Annotated in this window: 19 protein-coding genes; 8 read left to right on the plus strand and 11 right to left on the minus strand. The window is 73.3% G+C overall.

Features of this window, described 5'->3' with window-relative positions:
* The first annotated feature begins 352 nt into the window (after positions 1-352).
* A complete protein-coding gene (bla, locus tag ACFC1F_RS36430) occupies positions 353-1,273 on the plus strand; it encodes a class A beta-lactamase (protein ID WP_376165009.1) in 921 nt (306 codons plus the stop codon).
* A 235-nt stretch (positions 1,274-1,508) separates the two neighbouring features.
* A complete protein-coding gene (locus tag ACFC1F_RS36435; protein ID WP_209416054.1) occupies positions 1,509-2,420 on the plus strand; it encodes a glutaminase in 912 nt (303 codons plus the stop codon).
* A 184-nt stretch (positions 2,421-2,604) separates the two neighbouring features.
* Here ACFC1F_RS36435 and ACFC1F_RS36440 read toward each other — a convergent pair whose 3' ends face one another.
* Together ACFC1F_RS36440 and ACFC1F_RS36445 are read right to left on the minus strand one after the other, a co-directional pair.
* Positions 2,605-3,840: an alginate lyase family protein gene (locus ACFC1F_RS36440; RefSeq protein WP_376165011.1), complete on the minus strand. Its 1,236-nt coding sequence runs from the start codon at positions 3,838-3,840 to the stop codon at positions 2,605-2,607.
* 300 nt (positions 3,841-4,140) lie between these two features.
* Positions 4,141-5,097 carry a GlxA family transcriptional regulator gene (locus tag ACFC1F_RS36445; protein ID WP_376165013.1) on the minus strand — a complete coding sequence of 319 codons (957 nt, stop codon included), beginning with the start codon at positions 5,095-5,097 and terminating at the stop codon, positions 4,141-4,143.
* A 71-nt stretch (positions 5,098-5,168) separates the two neighbouring features.
* Between ACFC1F_RS36445 and ACFC1F_RS36450 the strand changes: the two genes are divergently transcribed.
* The 5 genes from ACFC1F_RS36450 to ACFC1F_RS36470 all read left to right on the plus strand — a co-directional run bounded on the left by ACFC1F_RS36450 (position 5,169) and on the right by ACFC1F_RS36470 (position 9,721).
* Positions 5,169-6,113, plus strand: a complete 945-nt coding sequence (locus ACFC1F_RS36450; protein ID WP_376165015.1) for an NADP-dependent oxidoreductase — start codon at positions 5,169-5,171, stop codon at positions 6,111-6,113.
* Between the two features lie 211 nt (positions 6,114-6,324).
* Positions 6,325-7,284, plus strand: a complete 960-nt coding sequence (locus ACFC1F_RS36455; protein WP_376165017.1) for an FAD-dependent oxidoreductase — start codon at positions 6,325-6,327, stop codon at positions 7,282-7,284.
* Positions 7,285-8,180: 896 nt separating this feature from the next.
* Positions 8,181-8,324: a hypothetical protein gene (locus ACFC1F_RS36460; protein WP_376165019.1), complete on the plus strand. Its 144-nt coding sequence runs from the start codon at positions 8,181-8,183 to the stop codon at positions 8,322-8,324.
* A 190-nt stretch (positions 8,325-8,514) separates the two neighbouring features.
* Positions 8,515-9,039 carry an AAA family ATPase gene (locus ACFC1F_RS36465; RefSeq protein ID WP_376165021.1) on the plus strand — a complete coding sequence of 175 codons (525 nt, stop codon included), beginning with the start codon at positions 8,515-8,517 and terminating at the stop codon, positions 9,037-9,039.
* A gap of 154 nt (positions 9,040-9,193) precedes the next feature.
* Positions 9,194-9,721, plus strand: coding sequence for a hypothetical protein (locus tag ACFC1F_RS36470; protein WP_376165023.1), 528 nt, complete (start codon positions 9,194-9,196; stop codon positions 9,719-9,721).
* A 650-nt stretch (positions 9,722-10,371) separates the two neighbouring features.
* Here ACFC1F_RS36470 and ACFC1F_RS36475 read toward each other — a convergent pair.
* The 4 genes from ACFC1F_RS36475 to ACFC1F_RS36490 all read right to left on the minus strand — a co-directional run bounded on the left by ACFC1F_RS36475 (position 10,372) and on the right by ACFC1F_RS36490 (position 13,911).
* Positions 10,372-10,899, minus strand: a complete 528-nt coding sequence (locus ACFC1F_RS36475; RefSeq protein WP_376165025.1) for a GNAT family N-acetyltransferase — start codon at positions 10,897-10,899, stop codon at positions 10,372-10,374.
* A 282-nt stretch (positions 10,900-11,181) separates the two neighbouring features.
* Positions 11,182-11,754, minus strand: a complete 573-nt coding sequence (locus tag ACFC1F_RS36480) for a histone deacetylase (protein ID WP_376165037.1) — start codon at positions 11,752-11,754, stop codon at positions 11,182-11,184.
* A gap of 251 nt (positions 11,755-12,005) precedes the next feature.
* Complete coding sequence (locus tag ACFC1F_RS36485; RefSeq protein WP_376165027.1) at positions 12,006-12,677, minus strand: hypothetical protein; 672 nt, start codon at positions 12,675-12,677, stop codon at positions 12,006-12,008.
* Positions 12,678-12,684: 7 nt separating this feature from the next.
* Positions 12,685-13,911 (minus strand): alpha/beta hydrolase, encoded by a 1,227-nt coding sequence (locus ACFC1F_RS36490; protein WP_376165029.1) that lies wholly within the window; start codon positions 13,909-13,911, stop codon positions 12,685-12,687.
* A 102-nt stretch (positions 13,912-14,013) separates the two neighbouring features.
* On the opposite strand from ACFC1F_RS36490, the gene ACFC1F_RS36495 reads away from it, so the two are divergent.
* The gene (locus ACFC1F_RS36495) at positions 14,014-14,589 is read left to right on the plus strand and encodes a TetR/AcrR family transcriptional regulator (RefSeq protein WP_376165031.1); all 576 of its coding nucleotides are present in this window, start codon (positions 14,014-14,016) and stop codon (positions 14,587-14,589) included.
* 145 nt (positions 14,590-14,734) lie between these two features.
* On the opposite strand, the gene ACFC1F_RS36500 is transcribed toward ACFC1F_RS36495, so the two are convergent.
* The 5 genes from ACFC1F_RS36500 to ACFC1F_RS36520 form a co-directional block, all read right to left on the minus strand.
* Entirely contained in the window at positions 14,735-16,174 is a 1,440-nt protein-coding gene (locus tag ACFC1F_RS36500; RefSeq protein ID WP_376165032.1) for a cytochrome P450, read from the minus strand.
* 122 nt (positions 16,175-16,296) lie between these two features.
* Positions 16,297-16,914 (minus strand): ATP/GTP-binding protein, encoded by a 618-nt coding sequence (locus tag ACFC1F_RS36505; RefSeq protein WP_209415985.1) that lies wholly within the window; start codon positions 16,912-16,914, stop codon positions 16,297-16,299.
* A complete protein-coding gene (locus ACFC1F_RS36510) occupies positions 16,895-17,257 on the minus strand; it encodes a DUF742 domain-containing protein (protein ID WP_209415984.1) in 363 nt (120 codons plus the stop codon). The genes ACFC1F_RS36505 and ACFC1F_RS36510 overlap by 20 nt, the downstream gene beginning before the upstream one ends.
* Positions 17,254-17,658 carry a roadblock/LC7 domain-containing protein gene (locus ACFC1F_RS36515; protein WP_174315834.1) on the minus strand — a complete coding sequence of 135 codons (405 nt, stop codon included), beginning with the start codon at positions 17,656-17,658 and terminating at the stop codon, positions 17,254-17,256. The genes ACFC1F_RS36510 and ACFC1F_RS36515 overlap by 4 nt, the downstream gene beginning before the upstream one ends.
* The coding region (locus tag ACFC1F_RS36520; protein ID WP_376165035.1) for an ATP-binding protein at positions 17,658-19,177 on the minus strand (1,520 nt) is incomplete at its 5' end. The genes ACFC1F_RS36515 and ACFC1F_RS36520, both read right to left, overlap by 1 nt.

Consider the following 19,177-nt stretch of genomic DNA (forward strand, 5'->3'; position numbering starts at 1 on the left):
CTCCAACTCCGTCCAGACCGGCCGGGGTTGCGGCGGAACCGGCCCGCCCGCACCGCCCCGGCCCCCCCCCCCCCCCCGGGCCCCCGCCCCCCCCCAGGCCCCGCCGGCCCCCCGGCCCCCCCCCCCCGCCCGCGGGGGGGCCGGGCGGGGGGCGCCCGCCCCCCGCCCGGGGGGGCCGCCCCCCCCCCGGGGGGCCGCCCCCACCACCCGTCCGGCGGCGGCCCGCGTCCCCCGAGCCCGGCCGGACTCACTCGTTCGTGTGCAGTGGAAGTCGGATGGAACTTCTCGGCCCCTCGTTGCGTGTTGATCGTTGTCGTGACCACGAGACAGAACAGGGCAGAAGGAGACGCTGATGGGGACTTCAGGAGCACGTCCGTCCCGCCGCTCGGTGCTGACGGCCGGCGCCGGGGCGGTGCTGGCCGGCGGCTTACTCACGGGCGGACGGGCCTACGCCTCGTCGCCCGGTGGCGACGCGGTAGCCCGGGAGTTGGCCGCGTTGGAGCGGGAGCACGCCGCCCGGCTCGGGGTGTTCGCCCGGAACACGGCCACGGGCGTCACGGTGTCGTACCGCGCGGACGAGCGGTTCCCGCTCTGCTCGGTCTTCAAGCCGCTGGCCGCCGCGGCCGTGCTGCGGGACATCGACCGCAACAGCGGGTCCCTGGCGAAGCGGATCCACTACACCGCGCAGGAGGTGAAGAAGTCGGGATACGGCCCGGTCACCGGCTTGGAGGAGAACCTCGCCAACGGCATGACCATCGAGGCGCTGTGCGCCGCGGCGATCGGCGAGAGCGACAACCTGGCCGGCAACCTCCTCCTCCGCGAGCTGGGCGGCCCCACCGCCGTCACCCGGTTCTGCCGTTCGACCGGGGACGGGCGGACCCGGCTCGACCGGTGGGAGCCCGACCTCAATTCGGCGGAGCCCTGGCGGACGACCGACAGCACCAGCCCCCGCGCCATCGGGGCGACGTTCGGGCGCCTTCTCCTCGGTGACGTGCTCGCGCCCCGCGACCGCGAGCGGCTGACCGGCTGGCTGGTCGCCAACACGACCAACACCGAGCGGTTCCGCAAGGGCCTGCCGAAGGACTGGACGCTGGCGGACAAGACCGGTACCGCGAGCTCGTACGGGGTGGCGAACGACGTGGGCGTCGTCCGGCCCCCGGACGGACCGCCCATCGTGCTGGCCGTCCTGACCACCACCCACGCCGCCACCGGTCCGAGCGACAGCGCGCTGGTCGCGAGGACCGCCGAGCTGCTGGCGCCGGTGCTCACCTGACGGCGCGCCCGGTCGATGGTGCCCGTCGCACGGTGCCCGGTCGACGGTAGCTCGTCGCACGGTGCCCCGGTCGGCGGTGCTCGTCGCACGGTGCTCGTCCGACGCGGCCGGCGCCCCGGTCCGGACGGGGGTGCCTCCCGGTCCGGACGGGGTGCCTCCCGGTCCGGACCGGCGGCACGGGTACCTGCCGTGCCGCCGGCCTGCGGCGGTGGACCACAATGGCGGCGTGAACGATGTGGACTACCAGGTGCTGTTGCAGGATGCGATGGAGGCGGCGCGGCGGGCGCCCGGCCGGGGGCGGGTCGCCGACTACATCCCGGCGCTCGCGAAGGCCGACCCGACGGCCTTCGGGATGGCGATCGCCACCGTGGACGGCGAGGTGTTCGGCGCGGGCGCGTGGCAGCAGCCGTTCTCTGTCCAGTCGGTGTCCAAGCTCTTCACCCTCGCCCTGGCGCTGGCGGAGGGCGGCGACGCGCTCTGGACGGGCGTGGGCCGCGAACCGTCCGGCAACCCCTTCAACTCGCTGGTGCAGCTGGAGTCCGAGCACGGGATCCCGCGCAACCCGTTCATCAACGCCGGAGCGCTGGTCGTCACGGACCGGCTGCTCAAGCTGACCGGCGACGCGGTGGGCGCGGTCCGCGAGTTCCTGCGCACGGAATCCGGCAACCCGGCCGTCGCGGTGGACGACTCGGTCGCCTCCTCCGAAGCCCAGCACGGCCACCGCAACGCCGCCATGGCCCACTTCATGGCGAGCTACGGCAACCTGCGCAACCCGGTGGACAGCGTCCTCGCCCACTACTACGCGCACTGCGCGATCGAGGCGAGCTGCCGCGACCTCGCCCTGTCCGGGCTCTTCCTCGCCCGGCACGGGATAAGGGCCGACGGTTCCCGGCTGCTGTCCCGCAGCGAGGCCAAGCGGATCAACGCGGTGCTGCTCACCTGCGGGACGTACGACGCGGCAGGGGAGTTCGCCTACCGGGTGGGCCTGCCGGGCAAGAGCGGTGTCGGCGGGGGCGTGCTGGCGGTGCTGCCGGGCCGGGGCACGGTCTGCGTCTGGAGCCCGGGTCTGGACACCGCGGGGAACTCGGTGCTCGGGGTCGCGGCCCTGGACGCGCTGACCACGGCGACCGGCTGGTCGGTGTTCTGAAGCCGAGGCGTTCCGTGGCCGAAGTGTTCAGTGACCGCAGTGTTCAGTGACCGAGGCGTTCTGCGGCCGAGGTGAGGCCGAGGCGTTCCGAAGCCGGGGGCGGACGTCGTCGGCGCGGGCCGTCGGGACCGGCTTCGTCGGTGCGGGCGGGCGTCTCCGGCCCGCACCGACGAAGTCCGCGCGGTCAGGGGGTGCCGGTGTGGGTGAGGGTCTCCCAGCCGATGAAGTAGTCCGCGCCGAACGGGCTGTTGGCGGCCACGTACCGCTCGGTCTGCGGCATCGCGAGGCCTTCCCGGCCGTGGTACTCGTTGTAGGCGAGCTGGACGGCCGGGCCGAGACCGGTGTCGACGGTGCCGCCGCAGAGCCAGCCGGGCGCCTTCGCGCCGTTGTCGTACTTGGTGTGGAACTCCACCGCCTTGACCAGGCGTTGCCGGCCCTCGCTCCAGAGGTCGAGCCCCTGCAAGCGGGCGGTCTCGGCGGTCTGGGCGGCCGCGGCCAGGCCCCAGCCGGTGTGCCCGAAGTCCCGGCAGGTCTCCTGGGAGAGCCCGTCCACGAAGGTCTGCTGGCCCTGCCAGTACTTGACGAGGGCGTCCCGGCCGTTGATCCCCGCCTTGGGCGGCGGGACCGGCAGGTCCCCGTCCGTGGTCAGGTAGACGTAGGCGGGCAGCCGGGCCCGCCACATCGTCACGGCCTGGTCGAAGGCCTTGTGGTCGTCGGTGAAGACGGCGACGCCCATCAGCGCGTCGGTCTCGATCAGCTCCCAGTTCCCGTTCTTGCGGGGGCTGCCCGGTGAGAGCTGGGGCAGGTAGACGGTCCGGAGCATGGTGGCGAAGCGGTCGACCGAGGCGGTGGGCCAGCCCGCCCCGGAGTACCGGACCAGTTCGGCCGCCCGGGCCCAGTTGTTGGCCGACCAGCCGCTCTGCAACTGCGCGTTGGTGTTGGTGTGCTCGCGGATGACCTTCGCCCAGGCATCCATGATCTCGATGGCCTTGTCGGCGTGCCGCCGGTCGCCGGTGAGGGCCCACTGCAGGGCGTGCGCGTAGGCGGCCATCGAGTCGTCGCGCTCGTCGGAGCAGCCGTGGTTGGGGTTCGACGCGGAGCCGCACTCGACGGTGGCGCGCGGCTTGGGCTTCCAGGACAGGGCGGCGTACCGGTCGGCCGCGAGCTTCGCGTAGGCGGACTTCCACGGCTCGGCGCCGGCGGCCACCTTGGCCTTGACGAAGGCCAACTGCTGGCTGCCGAGCAGGACGCCGGGGTGGCGGAACGGCGCGTCGAGCGGCCGGGAGCGGTCCTGGCCGGGCGTCGTGGCGGCGGCGGGGGTGTTGTCGCGGGGCCCGGCGGTGGCGGGCGTCGCCGTGATGGCGAGCAGAGCGGCGAGCGCCGCTCCGGTCGTCAGGGACTTGGTGGTCCATCGGCCCATGGGGAGTGGTCCTCTCGGCGACGTACGGGTCGGTGGTGAGGCGGATCCGGCGCGGGCGGCGCCAGGCTCCACGGGCGTAGCACCCCGGGCGTGGCAGCCCGGGCCAGGTATTCCAGGCCGGCCGTCCCGGGCGTGGCACCCCAGGCCGGGCATCCCGGGCCGGACGTCGGACAGCCCGATCCGGAGCTCGTTAGGAAAGTTTCCTAACATGAGCATTGAACCACCAACCCATGGACACGCCAAGAGGATCGGCGGCACGGAACCGCACCGCCGTCGTGCCGGCGGTGCTGCCGGCAGTGCTCAGCTCCGGAAGGTCCGCCGGTATGCGCCCGGCGGGACGCCGATCGCCGTGTGGAGGTGCTGCCGCAGGGACGCGCCGGTGCCGAAGCCGACCCGTTCGGCGATCCGGTTGACCGGCAGGTCGCTGCTCTCCAGCAGGTGCCGGGCCAGGTCCACGCGTTGCTGGGTGAGCCACTGGCCCGGGCTGAGCCCCACCTCGGCCCGGAACCTCCGGGTGAAGGTGCGCCGGCTCATTCCCGCGTGGTCGGCGAGGTCGCCCAGCTGGAGCGGCTCGTGGAGCCGGTCGAGCGCCCAGGCGCGGGTGGCGGAGGTCCCGGCGTCCGTGGCGGTCGGGACGGGCCGCTCCACGTACTGCGCCTGGCCGCCCTCGCGCTGCGGCGGGACGACGCAGCGCCGGGCCACCTGGTTGGCGATGGCGCTGCCGTGGTCGGCGCGGATCAGATGCAGGATCAGGTCGATGCCGGCGGCCGCGCCGGCCGAGGTCACGATCCGCCCGGAGTCCACGAACAGGACGTCGGGGGCGAGGTCGACCTGCGGATAGTGCCGCCGGAAGTGGTCGGCGTGCCGCCAGTGGGTGGCGGCGGCGCGCCCGTCGAGCAGGCCGGCCGCGGCGAGCAGGAAGGTGGCGATACAGATGCCGGCGATCCGGGCGTCCGGCCGCAGCAGCGCCAGCGCGTCGGCGGCGCCGGGCGGCAGGGAGTTCCGGTCGGTGATCCGGGCGAACTCCTCGGAGGCGGGGATGACCAGGGTGTCGGCCTCGGCCAGCGCGGTGCAGTCGCGTTCGACGGTGATGGAGAAGTCGGCGGCGGTGCGGACCGGGCGCCCGTCCAGCGAGCAGGTGACCACCTCGTAGAGGGGGCGCTCGTCGGCGTCCGTGGCGGTGCCGAAGAGCCGGGAGGCGAGGCTCAGCTCGAACGGGATGACCCCGTCCAGAGCGAGGACGACGACGCGGTGCATGGCCCAATCCTTGCACATGATGGCCTCTGGGCCGCTATTCGTGCAGGTCGGTCCCGGGACATCCTGAACGCATGACAACGATGAAGGCCATTTCCCAGGACACTCTCGGCGGCACCGACGTACTGCGGGAGGTCGAGATCGACCGCCCGGTTCCCGGCCCCTCCGAGGTGCTGATCCGTGTCCATGCGGCGGGTATGAACCCGACCGACTGGAAGCACCGCCGGTTCACCGGTTTCCTCGGCCGCCTCCCGCAGGTGCTCGGCTGGGACGTCTCCGGTGTGGTCGAGGCCGTGGGCCCCGGCGTCACGATCCACCGGCCCGGCGACGAGGTCTTCGGGATGCTGCCCTACCCGCACGGCGTCGGCGCCTTCGCCGAGTACGTGGTGGCCCCGGCCCGGGCACTGGTCCACAAGCCCGCCGGGATCGACCACGTCCAGGCCGGGGCGATCCCGCTGGCCGCCCTCACCGCCTGGCAGGTCCTGGTGGACGCCGCCGACGTCCAGCCCGGACAGCGCGTCCTGATCCACGCCGCGGCGGGCGGTGTCGGCCACTTCGCGGTGCAGATCGCCAAGGCGCGCGGCGCGTACGTGATCGGCACGGCCAGCGCGCCCAAGCACGAGCTGCTGCGCGAGCTGGGCGCGGACGAGCTGATCGACTACCGGACCGAGGACTTCACCGCGGTCGAACCGGTCGACCTGGTCTTCGACACCCTGGGCGGCGACACCGCCGTCCGCTCCCTCGCCACGCTCAAGCCGGGCGGCCAGCTCATCACCATCGCGCTCACCAGCGCTCCCGCCGACCTCGCCGAGCAGGCCGACGCCCGTGGCGTGCGCGCCTACCCGCTGCTGGTCGAGGCCGACCAGGCCGGGATGCAGGCGATCGCCGACCTGGTCACGGCCGGCCGGCTGCGGGCCGTGGTCGAGGCCGTCTTCCCGCTCTCCCAGGCCGCGAAGGGCCACGAGCTGGGCGACACCGGCCGGGTGACCGGCAAGGTCGTGCTGACCGTCGCCGAGTAGGCGCACCTCGCGGCCGTCCCGCCCGTGTGGCCGCCCCCTCCACGCGGACGGGGCGGCCACACGGCGTGGTGCCGGACCTCGGCGCCGACCGTTCCGCCCGCCGCGGGGCCGGACGGGAACGGACCGTTCCGCCCGCCGCGGGGCCGGACGGGAACGGACAGGACGTCCGGATGCGGCTGACACAGGCCCGGCTACGGCTGACAATGGGCGCATGAAGGTCAGAGTCGTCGGCGCGGGCATCGTCGGACTCACCTGTGCGCTCCGCCTGCGAGAAGCCGGTCACGAGGTTGCACTGGTCGCCGCCGACCGGCCCGAGAACACCACGTCGTCCGTGGCGGCGGCGCTCTGGTACCCCTACCGGGCGTTACCCGAACAGGCTGTCACGCGGTGGGCTGCTCACACGTACGACGTGCTGAAGGGGATGCTCGACAGCCCGGACACCGGGGTGAGGCTCCGGACCGGTCGTGAGCTGTTCCGTCGGCCCACCGAGGACCCCTGGTGGGCCGGCGCGGTGCCAACACTGGAGCGGGTCCCACCGGCAGGGCTCCCCACGGGCTACGCGGACGGCCTGGCCTTCCCCGCCCCCGTCGTGGACATGAAAGCGCACCTCGCCTGGCTGCTCAACCGCCTGCACGCCCTGGACGTCGACATCACCTGGGGGATGATCCGGCACCTGGACCATGCACGCGCCGACGTCGACGCCGTCGTCAACTGCACCGGACTGGGTGCCCGCGAACTCGTCCACGATCGGACACTGACGCCGGTCCGCGGGCAGGTCGTCATCGTGGAACAGACCGGCCTCGACGAGTGGACGCTCGACCAGAGCGACCCGCGACAGTTGACCTACATCGTTCCCCGCACCGACACGATCGTTCTCGGTGGTACCGCCGAGGAGCGCGATGAGGACGACGCCGTCCGGCCGGCAACCGCGTCGGCGATCGTCCAGCGCTGTTCCGCCCTCGTGCCGCAGGTCGCCGGAGCCCGGATCCTCGGCCACCGCGTCGGGCTGCGCCCGGCCCGGCCGGCCGTGCGGCTGGAGGCCGAGGAACACGGGGACCGCGGCCTCGTCGTCCACTGCTACGGCCACGGAGGCGCCGGCGTGACCCTGTCCTACGGCTGCGCCGCCGATGTCGTACGCCTCGTGTCGGAGCACGCATCCAACGGGAGATAGCCATTCCGACGTACACCGGGTCGGGGCTGCGGCGATCCTTGTCGTGACCGGCCCGGCGGCCGCGGGGTGCGTGCCGTGACCGGCCCGGCGGCCGTGGGGTGCGTGCCGTGACCGGCCCGGCGGCCGTGGGGGAGAATGGCCGGCAGCAACCGGGGCCGCGCAGCGCCGAACCGGGCCGAGCCGGCCCACACCAGGTCGAGCCGCAGCGTGGTACCCGGGCCGTCACAGGGCCGCGGGCACTGCGCCGCGCGCCACGATCCGGGGGAGCGCCGACCATGGGATCCAGCTTCTACGTCCACGCCCACTCGCGGGACGGCAGCCCCGCCTGGGCGTTCACCCGCGCGGAACTCGCGGCGGCGCTGACCGCGCGCTGGCCGGGCGCTTCGGTGGTCGACTCCGTCGAGGGCTGGGTCGAGATCCTGGTCGAGGTGGAGCCCGGCCAGTGGGCGGCTGTCCTACAGCCTGCGCGGCAGGGCGTTCTCCTTCGAGGACCGGGAGCCGTGGTCGGCCCCGCTGACCGTCCTCCACACCGTGCTGCGCGACCTCGCGCCGGACGTCCCGGTGGTGTGGTGGCCGGACTTCGACGCGGTGCCGGAGCCCTTCGACCTCACCGCCGACCTGCCGGCGGTCCTCGACGCCTTCGGCGCGTAGGGCGGCCGGCCTGAACGGGTCAGGCACAGGCTTGCCTTGACGTCGGCGTCAATCCCTACGGTCGTCCTCACACGCCGCGGCCGGAGCCGTCGGCCCCGCCACTGCTGGCGGTACCGCGCCGCTCCGGCCCCGCGGTCAACAGAACCCCTCGACAGACACCTCACGGCGCCAAGCCGTCAAGCCGGTGGCTGGGTGGAGCGTGGGGCGGTCGAACAGAGCTGATCCTCGTACGCCGGAATCGCGGCATGGCGGTGGCACGGCACCGGCACTCCTCGGCTCCTGTTGTGGACGGCCTCCCGCTGCTGGACGGGCCCGGATTCTGGGCCGCGCACCTGGTCGACCCGTGCGAGGGCGAGTCGGTCCTTATCTGGGGCTCCCAGGCAGTTTGAGCATGTCAGCGTGCATCTGGAGTTGTCAGGGATGCAAGGCACGTAGTCGAGGCTCCGATGCGACGTGTCCTGTGCCGCCTACGTTCTCCACGCACTGTCACCGTGGCCTTCACCCGCCTGTGGCTCGCCCGTGATCGGCGGGCGGATAAAGCGGTGGTCGTCTGATTGGCTTCCCTGCCACGATCTGGGTGTGACTACGTTGTTCCTGATGGTCGGCCTGCCAGGGGCCGGAAAGACCACGCGGGCTCGGCAACTCGCCGCGGAGTACGGCGCGCTGCGTCTGACGCCCGACGACTGGATGATTCCCCTGTTCGGCGAGGCGGAGGCAGACGGGAAGCGCGACGTGCTGGAGGGGCGCATGCTCTGGCTCGCCTTGGAGGCGGTCAAACTGGGCACCAACGTCGTCGTGGACTACGGCTGCTGGTCGCGGGACGAACGGTCTGCCATCCGCTGGCTGGTGGAGGCCGAGGAGGCGTGCTTCCGCATGGTCTACCTGCCGGTGGACGACGAGACCCAGCGCGCGCGTATTGCCCATCGCTGGGCGACTGCCCCCGAGGAGACGTTGCCGATGTCCGAGGCCGACATCCTGCACGGGCGGGCGCATTTCGAGGAGCCCGACGCGGCGGAGCTGGAGGGCCGCGGGACCGCCGGCCCGCCGCCCGGCTGGGTGGGCTGGCGGGAGTGGGCCGCCGCCAGGTGGCCGTCGTTCGCGTGAGTGCTGCGACCCACGACAGCGCAGCCGTAGCGAGCGTGCCCTCGCCAGGCCGAAATGTTCTCCACTGGACGAGAATTGACGTTCATTCCGTTGGCTTCGTTCAGCGCGGGGCTGCCGATGGGCGCCCCGCTCATCCATCGTGAGGAGACCTGGCTTGACCGTCTCATGGGATCTGCTGATATCCACCGCAGGTGGTGTCACCGCAACGGTCGTGGGCGTCATCGCCGGCGGTGTCACCGGACGCCGCGGCCAGCACCAGCAATGGCTGCAGGGGACGCAGACCGCCGCCTACGAGAAGTTCCTGCAGGCGTTCGGGGCCGTGGAGGCGGAGCTGCGCGAGGCATTCCTCGACGAGCGCAGGCCCGCCGTCGACTGGGTGCCGTTCGTGGCCGCCCAGCACTCGGTCAGCCTCGTTGCCGACCCGGCGACCAGTGCAGCAGCCGAGCGGGTCTGCGAGATCCTGGAGGACTTCACCATCCTCTTCCATGGGCGTCAGCCGACCGACATCGAAGAACTGCGGCCGATTCATACCGCGCTGGGTGAGGCTCACCTGAGCTTCGTCAATGCGGCCCGCTGTTCCCTTGCCCCGTCCCAACGGCGCCTGGACCGATCGCTGGGCGGCCCCTCACCCTGGCGGGGCGTCGAGTCCTTCTACACCCGACCTGACAGAAGCCTCGACTGAGCCTTGGCAGGGTGTCCGACTGGGAGGACGTTCTGGGCCGCTCTGCCCGATTGTCGGCGGACTGGCGGAATCGTTGAGGGGGTGACGGTCAGGTCGAGCCGCGCGGAGCAGTAGCCGTCGAGCGCGGTGGCTCGCTCGTCGCATCGGTGACGACGCTGTGAAATCCAGCGTCGCTCCAGGTCCTTGAGCATCAGCGTGCACGTCGCCGTCGCGGCCGGCACCGCAGTGCCGTCCGGCAACTCCCGCTCCGGCAACGGCGCACCCACTTCCTGACCAGGGCGCCGAGCACGCCTGCCGCTGACATGCCGTATGTGCCTGACGAACCCCTGGATATCTGTAAGGCACGGACTGATCAGGGCCACTTGCCGTACTTGTCCTACGGCCCCTGAGCACCCCGGACAACGCCGGAGGCCTTCGGCGCGGAGGCGGCCGCCACCACCGCGAATGCCGGGGCCGCGCGCCGATCTATCCGAAGGCCTCAGCGACCCGGGTGGCGCGAGGCGTCACGACCTCGGCATTCGAACGGACCGGCAACAGCCCCCTGGCTCCACCGATCCGCTATCAACGAATCAGGCTTCATCGTCCCGGCTCAGAAGGCACGCTCGTACGTCCTCCCCGCTCCCGGCCGCTTCCCGACGGAGACGGCGAGGTCACTCGTCGAGGACCCGCTCCCACAGCAGCCCGTCCCGCCAGCTCCCGTCGAGAAAGATCGAGGAGTGCGCGACGCCGTACGGGCTGAACCCGTTGCGGCGCAGCACCCGCTGCGACGGCAGGTTCTCCAGGTTGGTGGACGCCTCGGCGCGGTGCAGGCCGAGTTCCTCCGTCATCACCCGGAGTGCGAGCTCGACGGCGCGCCTGGCGTGCCCTTGGTTCTGGGCGACACTGCCGATCCAGTATCCGACGGAGCCGCGGCGCAGGTGCGGCTGCGGCAGGATGCCTCCGATGGTGACCTGCCCGATCACCTGGTCGTCGGCGAGTACCACGCCCGGCCAGACCGTGCCGGCCCGGTATCCGGCCAGCAGCTTGTCGATCCGCTCCGCCTGGCCCTGCGGGGTGAAGAACTCGGCCGGCTGGGCAGGTTCCCACCGCCGGAAGGCCTCGACGTCCCGCACCCGATGCGCGGCGATCGGGGCGGCGTCGGTCGGGTCGATCAGGCGGATCCTGGTGCTGCTGTGCATGGGCTGGTCCTCGTCGCGGTGCGTCGGATGAGACGGCCAGCCTAGGCAACGGCCGCCGGCGCGCGGTCCGGCAGAGCCACAGCGGCGGTTGACCGTCGGTGGACCCGGCGTGGCGAGCCACGCCGCGAGCGGAAAGTCGCGTGCGCGAGAGAGTCCGCCACTCGGAGGCACCGGGTTCCGATTCCAAGGCGCGTCTACGAGTAGGTGAGCAACTAAAGGACAGCGGAAGGCCCTTGGGGCGGTGTAGGGACTCGGCCACCCGGTCACCTGTCGTGCCGGGGGCTACAGCTCCCGGAGGAGTGCGGCGGGGCTCCAGTGCCCCGACGCGCCGGGGCGGCTGCTGAGGTAGTCCGCCGCCCGCCCGAGGCTCCACCCGTGGGCCTCGACCAGACCGGAGGCGAGGTTGCGCAGGTAGGCGACGCTGGGAGCGTTCAGCTCCGCAGCAGGCAGGCCCCACGGTGCGGTGAACGTCAGCACCGGCACGCCGTCGAGGGAACCGGGACAGACCAGGGTCTCGTAGCGGCCCGGCCCGATCCGCTCCTGCCCGGTGTCGAGTACCCCGGCCAGCGCGAGGTCCTGCCCGGGCTCCCGGTACATCTCCTGGGCCGCGATGTCGCTGAACTGCCCGACGGTCAGCAGGTAGGCCCGTGCGGGCGTCTCACCCGGCTGCGCGGGGTCGTAGAAGCCCGTGCCGCCGCCCCAGACCGCCGACTCCCGCGCGAAGTACAGCGTCCCGGGAAGCACCAACGGCACGTCCCGCCGGGGCGGCCTGCCGTCCCGGCAGCCCGGGTAGGTACGCGCCCCGCCCGGCGGACGGCCGCCACGGAGGTAGTAGGCCAGCCGGCTGGCGTGCATGTTCGAGCCGTACGCCGCGTACCAGACCAGCTCCGGCTCCCCGGCGGCACCCGGCCGCAGCTCCTCCACACGAACCTCCTCCAGCCGGCTTCCTCCCGGCGAACCTCGACGGTATCCAACGAGTGGCCACCGCACCCCGGCGCCCGCGCTCACGGCCCGTACTCGCGGCCTGTACTCGCGGATCGCGCTCACGGAACGTCAGAACGCGCCGCCGCGGACCTCATGGAGCCTCTTCGGGGCGCCCCACCGGGTCAGCTGCCGCGGCGGAACCAGCGGCGGGAAGTCGGGGCAGGAGGGGTGGCAGGCGGGGCGGGCGCGGCGGGCGGAACAGGCGGGGTGCCGAAGGGAGGCAGGGCCTTGAACTGCTCGTGCAGCGTCACGGTCGGGGTGATCCGGCGGAGGGCGACGCGGACCAGGGTGAGCGGGTGGTCGGGGAACTGCGCGTCCCACTCCTCGTGGTCGGCCACGTGGTACGGCAGCGCGCGCGGCAGGTCGGGGGCGTAGGGGTGCGGACGGAAGTAGTCGGCCGGGCCGACCCGGTCGGCGATCACGGCCTCGCGCAGTCCGGTCATCTGCTGCTCGGCGGCCTGGATCTTGAGCACTGTGCTGCAGGTGGCCCGGGGAACCGTCCAGGAGCCGAGGAAGACCTGTCCGTGCCCGGAGGACTTCCGGACCTTGATCAGCTGACGGACGGCCGGAAGGGCGTCGACCTCGCCGGGGACGGCCTCGATCAGGCCGGCCCCGGCCTCGGCGGTGAGCCGGGTGAGGCCGCGCCGCAGGTCGTCCAGGTCGTCCAGGGTGGCCGGCAGATCGGGCACGAGGCCGAAGAAGTGGAGCGACAGGACGAGTCCGCGTTCGTCGGTCCAGACGTCTGCCTCGCGCTCGGTGAAGCCGGTGAGGTCCAGGCTCGTGATCGGTGTCATGACGTCATCATGCGTGCTCCCCGGCCGGATTCCCGCGGCGGGGTCGGTCCCGGCCGGTTGCCGGGCAGGGCGGTTCCGGTACCCGTCCGTCGGACCGGACCCAGGCGGCGAAGGCCTCGACGGCGTCCACGACGGCTTCGTTCCGGAGTGAGTGGAAGAGGTCGAAGGCGTGCTGGGCGCCGGGGAGTTCGGCGTAGACGACGGGGCCGGCGGAGACGGCCCGCAGGTCGTCGGCGAAGCGGCGGGCGACGGTGACGGGGACGATGGTGTCGTGGTCGCCGTGCACCAGCAGGAACGGCGGGGCGTCGGCGGTGACGTGGGTCGAGGGGCAGGACTCCGGTCCCTGGCCGTAGTAGGGGCCGTAGTAGCCGTTCAGGCCGATCACGGCGGTGACGGAGGTGTCGGCGGTCTCGAAGCCGGGCTGGAGGGCCGGGTCGCCGGCGGTGAGGGCGGCCAGCGAGGCCATGTGCGCGCCGGCCGAGCTCCCGGCGACGAAGAGGGTGGCCGGGTCGGCGCCGTACGCGTGGGCGTGGTCGCGGGTCCAGGCGATCACCCGTTTGAGGTCGATCAGGTGCTCGGGGTGCTGGACCTCGGGCCGCAGACGGTAGTCGGCGCTCACGCAGACCCAGCCGCGTTCGGCCAGGCGGTGCAGCAGCGGCATGCTCTCGCTGTTCTTGCGCCCGCTGCGGTAGGCGCCGCCGTGCAGGTGGATCAGCAGGGGAGCGCCGTCGGGCCGGGAGCGGTGGTGGAGGACGTCGAGCCGGTGCCGGCGGCCGGCGGGGCCGTACGCCAGGTTCGGCACCCGGGTGACGGTACGCGGGCGGCGGGGGAACGGCCGGAGCAGGATGCGGGCGAGCGGGTGGCGGCGGCGCAGTCCGGCGGCGGTGTCCGGGGCGATCGCGGCGCGCCAGGAGGGGCCGAGGCCCTCGGCGAGGGCGTGCTCGACGACGGGCCGGGCGCGCAGTGCGCGCCGGACGACGATCGGGAGCCCGGCCGCGGTGGCGGCGGCGACTGCCGCGGCCGTCCAGCCGGCGGGTTCGTGGACGTCGCCCTGGGCGAAGGCGTTGGCGGTCCAGAGCAGGAGCCAGGCGAGGGAGACGAAGGGCAGCTCGTTCACGAGCAGGCCGAGGCGGTAGGCCAGGGTGGCCAGCGGCCGCGGCCGGCGCACCGGAAGGAGGGCGAACAGCGTGCCCGCGGCGACGGACGCCACGGTCACCAGGTAGCCGACGGGCACGGGTCATCCTCCGATCAGACGGGTCCACGGCTTCACCCCTCTGGATTCACCCCATCCGTGGTACCCCATCCGTGGTACCACGGATGGGGTAGCATCGGCAAGGTGAACAGGGACCGACGCGACCGACTGCGGGACGCGGCCATCGAGGTGCTGGCGGAGGCCGGCGGACGGGGACTGACCCACCGGGCCGTGGACGCGGCCGCGGGCGTCCCTGCGGGCACCGCCAAGAACTACTTCCCCACCCGGGACGCGCTGCTCGCGGCCGTGGCCGATCGGTGTGCGGAGTTGTACGGCGAGGTGCCCCGGCCGGCGCCCGCCGACCGCGTCGGCCTGGCGGCGATGCTGCGCACCCTGCTGGAGAACGTCGCCGGCCCGGGCCGCGCCCGCATGCTCGCCTACCTCGAACTGCGGGCCGAGGCCGCCCGCCGGCCCGCGCTGGCAGTGGTTCTGGACGCGGTGGCCGCAGCCGACTTCACCGCTTTCGAGCAGGCCCAGCGCGCCGCCGGCCTGCCGGTCACGCCCGAGCGGGCGGCGGCCGTCACGCTGGCCCTGCACGCGGCCGTCCCCCACCTGCTGGCGGGCGGGCCCGGGACGCTGGCCGCAGCGGGCCTGGACGACCTGGGGTGCTTCGTGCGGAGCCTGCTGGACACCGTCTACGGGCCGCCGCCCGCCGTCTGAGGACCATCGTCGCGGGTCGGCCCGGCTGACCGGCAACGGCGGTGACCCCCAGACGGTGAACGTCGGACGGTGAACCTCGAAGGGCGGGCCTTGAGCGGCGGGCCTGAGACCGTGAACCTCAGACGGCGGGCTCAGGCAGCGAGCCTCAGCGGCGGAACGCCCGGGTGAGCGCGTTCCACCAACTGCGGCGCTGCCGGGGGACGGTGGCGCCGCCGGTGCCCGCAGCGGCCGCCTGCGCCGACGGTGCGCCGGGTGCTGCCGACGGTTCCGCACGGTTCAGGGGCGCGGTGAGCGCCGGATCCTCCGGCGGGATGGTCCGCGGGGTGAAGCTCACCGGCAGCTCGACCAGGTGGCGGGAGATCCACGCGGACGTCCACCGCAGGTCCTCCTCGGGGACGGCGATGACGAGGTCCGGCAGCCGGGTGAGGAGGATGTCGATGCCGGTCTCGGCGATGGCCCGGCCGATGTCCTGGCCGGGGCACTCGTGGGGGCCGGCGCCGAAGGCCAGGTGGGAGCGGTTGCCGTGCAGGGGCTTGGACGGGTCGGGGCGGACGACCGGGTCGACGTTGCCGGCGGCGAGACCGAGCAGCAGCATGTCGCCGGTCCTGATCTGCTGGCCGCCGAGCTCGGTGTCGCCGGTGGCCCAGCGGCCGGCGACCAGCGACATCGGCGCGGAGTCCCAGAGGACCTGGTCCAGGGCGTCTGCCAGGGTCATGTGGCCGCCGGACAGGTGGGCGCGGAAGCGGCGGTCGGTGAGCACCATCTTCAGCGTGTCGGCGATCAGGTTGACGGTGGTTTCGTTGGCGGCGAGCAGGACGACCCGCAGGTGTTCCATGACCTCGTCGTCGGTGAGCCCGGCCGGGTGCTGGAGGAGCCAGGACACGAGGTCGGCGCCGGGGGAGTGCCGCTTGCGTTCCATGGTGCGGCGCAGGGTCGCCACGACGTAGTCGTTGCTGGCGATGGCGGTCTCGGTGCCCTTCATGAGGTCGCGGGCGGCCTCGACCAGTCGGGGACCGTACTCGTCGGGCATGCCGAGCAGTTGGGTCATCACGAGCATCGGCAGGTGCTCGGCGAACTGGGAGATGAGCTCGGCCCGGCCGGTGGGACCGAACTGGCGGACCAGTTGGTCGGTGGCGCGGGTGACGTGGCGGCGGGTGCCGCGCCGGTCGAAGCGGTTGAGGCTGTCGGTAACGGCTCCGCGCAGGCGCTTGTGCTCCGCGCCGTCGGCGAAGACGCAGAGCGGCTGCCAGGCGATGACCGGCATCAGCGGGGAGTCGGGGGCGACGAGGCCCTTGCGGAACGCCGTCCAGCGGCGGGAGTCCCGGGAGAACCGGGACGGGGTGCGCATCGCGGTGAGGTTCGCGGAGTGCCCGAGGACCAGCCAGGCCGGGAGGTCGCCGTGCAGGAGGACGGGGGCCACTTCGCCGTGCTCGGCACGGAGCTTCTCGTACAGGCCGGCCGGGTCGGCCTCGGCCTCCGGCCCGTAGAGCCGCCGGAGGCCCCCGGCGCCGAGGCCGCCGGGCTGGTGGGCGGGGCAGCCGGGCGGCGGGGTGGGGGAGGCGTCGTCGGTGAACGGGGTGGTCACGGTTTCTCCGGGGTCAGCGGGAGGCGGTGGTCAGCGGGAGGCGGTGGTCAACGGGAGGTGGTGATCGGGGGGAGGCGGTGATCGGGGGGTGATCGAGGGCGGGCGACGGGTACGCAGTGGCCTCAGCCCCCGGGCGGGACCGAGAGGTTGTACAGGTAGTGCATCAGCGCGAGCAGGACGTCCCGGCTGGATTCGCGTGTCCTGGCGTCGCAGGTGACGATCGGCACCTCGGGCGGCAGGTCGAGCGCGGCCCGCAGCTCCTCGGTGGGGTAGGTCGGCGACTCCGGGAAGGTGTTGGCGGCGACGACGAACGGCACGCCGCGGTCCTCCAGCCGTCCGATCACGTCGAAGCTGACCTCCAGCCGGCGGGTGTCGACCAGGACGACCGCGCCGAGGGCCCCTTCGAACAGGCCGTTCCAGAGGAACCAGAACCGCTCCTGCCCGGGGGTGCCGAACACGTACAGCACCAGCTCCTGGTTGATGCTGATGCGGCCGAAGTCCATGGCGACGGTGGTGGAGGTCTTGCGTTCGATCCCGGCGGTGTCGTCGACGTCGGCGCCGGCCTGGGTCATCGTCTCCTCGGTGGTCAGCGGTCGGATCTCGCTGACGGAGCCGACCATCGTCGTCTTGCCGACGCCGAAACCACCCACGATCACGATCTTGACGGCCATGGTGGCCGTGTCCGGGAGCAGGTCCGCGCTGGGCGGACCCGTCACGGTGTCAGAGCTTCTGGAGTCCATGCATCACCGCCTCCAAGAGGGCGCGGTCGGGGAGGATCGCCTGGGGAACGCAGGCGCGGGCTTCGATCCGTTCCTCGAAGAGGAGGTCGTGGAGCAGCACGGTGACGGCGCTCATCGGCAGTTCCAGGTAGGCGGAGATCTCGGCGACGGACAGCGGGGAGCCGCAGATCCGCAGGATCGCCGCATGCTCGGGCTGCATGGCGGGCGTCGGCTCCGCGCGGGAGACGATGAGGGTGACCAGGTCGAACGTGGTCTGCTCGGCGCCGCTGCGGCCGCGCGTGATCACGTAGAGGCGTTCGGGGTCGTCCTCGTCCCAGTCCAGTCCCTGGTCGGCTGCACTCATGCGACCTGCTCGCCGTTGCGCGGGGGTGTGGTGAGGTGTTCGCCGATCCTGGCGACGAGGTCGCGCATCCGCTGCCCCATCAGCCCGGCGTCGACGCCCTCGTCGGCGAGCACGGCCAGGTAGGCACGGGCGCCGGCGGCCATCAGGTAGAAGAAGCCGCCGCCCATCTCGATGACGACCAGCCGCATCCGGCCGTCGCCGTAGGGGAACTCGTGGCCGACCGCGGCGGCCAGGCTCTGCAGGCCGGCGCAGGCGGCCGCGAGGCGGTCGGCGGTGTCGGTGTCGGCGCCGTGCTGGGCGATCCGCAGACCGTCGGCGGAGAGGACGATGACGTGACGGGTGTACGGGACGCTCTCCGCCAGGTCCTTCAGCATCCAGTCCATGTTGGTGCGCTGCTGCATCACTGCTCGCCCTTTTCTGCCGACTCTTCGCCGGCGCGGACCGCCGGATCGGCCGACGGTGCTTGTCCGTTCACCCCTTCGGTGAACGCGGCCAGCCACAGACCGGGCTGGACCGGCTCCTTGGTCGGCTCGGGAATGGCGGCGGCCCGGTGGGAGACCGTGCGGGGCGCGGCGTGACGGCGGCGCTGCGGCAGGCCGTTGGCGGTCCGCTCGTTGATCACCGGGATGTCGTCGTCGCCCGCGGCCCGCGCCGCACCGCCCGGGGAGGAGCCGCGCGAAGCGGCCCCGGCGGACGATCCGGCCGGCGATCCGGCGGCCAGCGTCCCCGTGGCGGAGGCGGACAGCGTCCGCGCCCCCCACGGCTGCGGCCCGCCCGCCGCCCGGGAGATGCCGGCCGTGCGGGGCGGCGTCGCGGCGGGCCTGGGCGCGGTGGCCGGCCGGGGGTTGGCGGCGGCGCCGATGCCGTGGGCCCGGCCGGTCGCCGGGGCCGTGGTGATGCACTCCTGGGGGACGATCAGCACGGCGCGCACCCCGCCGTACGCGGAGGGCCGTAGCGAGACCTGGAAGCCGTACGCGCGCGCGAGGCGGCCGACGACGGCCAGGCCGAGCCGGGGGGTCTCACCGAGGTCGTTGAGGTCGATGCCGGCCTGCGCCTCCCTGAGCATCCGCTCGGCGCGGGCCCGGCCCTCCTCGCTCAGGCTGAGGCCGCCGTCCTCGATCTCGATCGCGATGCCGGTCTGCACCTCGACGGCGGTCAGGTGCACGCTGGTCTGCGGCGGGGAGTAGCGGGTGGCGTTGTCGAGCAGCTCGGCCACGGCGTGGATGAGCGGCTCGACGGCCGGTCCGACCACGGCGACCTCGGACACCGGGTGCAGCTCCACCCGCCGGTAGTCCAGGATCCGGGAGATGCCGCCGCGCAGCACGCTGTACAGCGGCACGGCGCGGCCCCACTGACGGCCGGGGCGGGCGCCGCCGAGGACGGCGATGCTGTCGGCGAGCCGGCCGATCAGCGCGTTTCCGTGGTCCAGGCGCAGCAGGTCGTCGAAGACGGCCGGGTTGGCGCCGTGCCGGTTCTCCATCTCGCGGAGGTCCTGGGCCTGCCGGTGGACGATGGCCTGCACCCGGCGGGCGATGTTGACGAAGGCCCGCTGGGCGGACTCGCGCAGCGCCTCCTCGTTGTCGACCGCCTCCAGGACGGTCCGCAGCATCTCCTGCCGGGAGGCCTCGAACTGCGGTCCGGCGACGGCGTCGTGGGACTCGTAGGCCCTCAGCACCTCCGTGACGGAGACGCCGCCGTGCAGGCGGGCGACTGCCGCCGGAAGGTCCTCCCGGGCCAGCCGTGCCGTCTCGCTCTCCTGCCTGGCCAGCCGGGCGAGCAACTCGCGCTCCTGCCGGGCGTACCGCTCCCGCAGGGCGTCCAGCGCGCGCCCCCGGCGCGCCGTCTCGCCGGCCACCAGGGCCGCCGCCGCCGTCCCCACCACCCCGCACCAGACGACTCCTGCCCGGGCACCGGTGGAGG

Source organism: Kitasatospora sp. NPDC056181 (genome assembly GCF_042266225.1).
Classification (GTDB): domain Bacteria; phylum Actinomycetota; class Actinomycetes; order Streptomycetales; family Streptomycetaceae; genus Kitasatospora.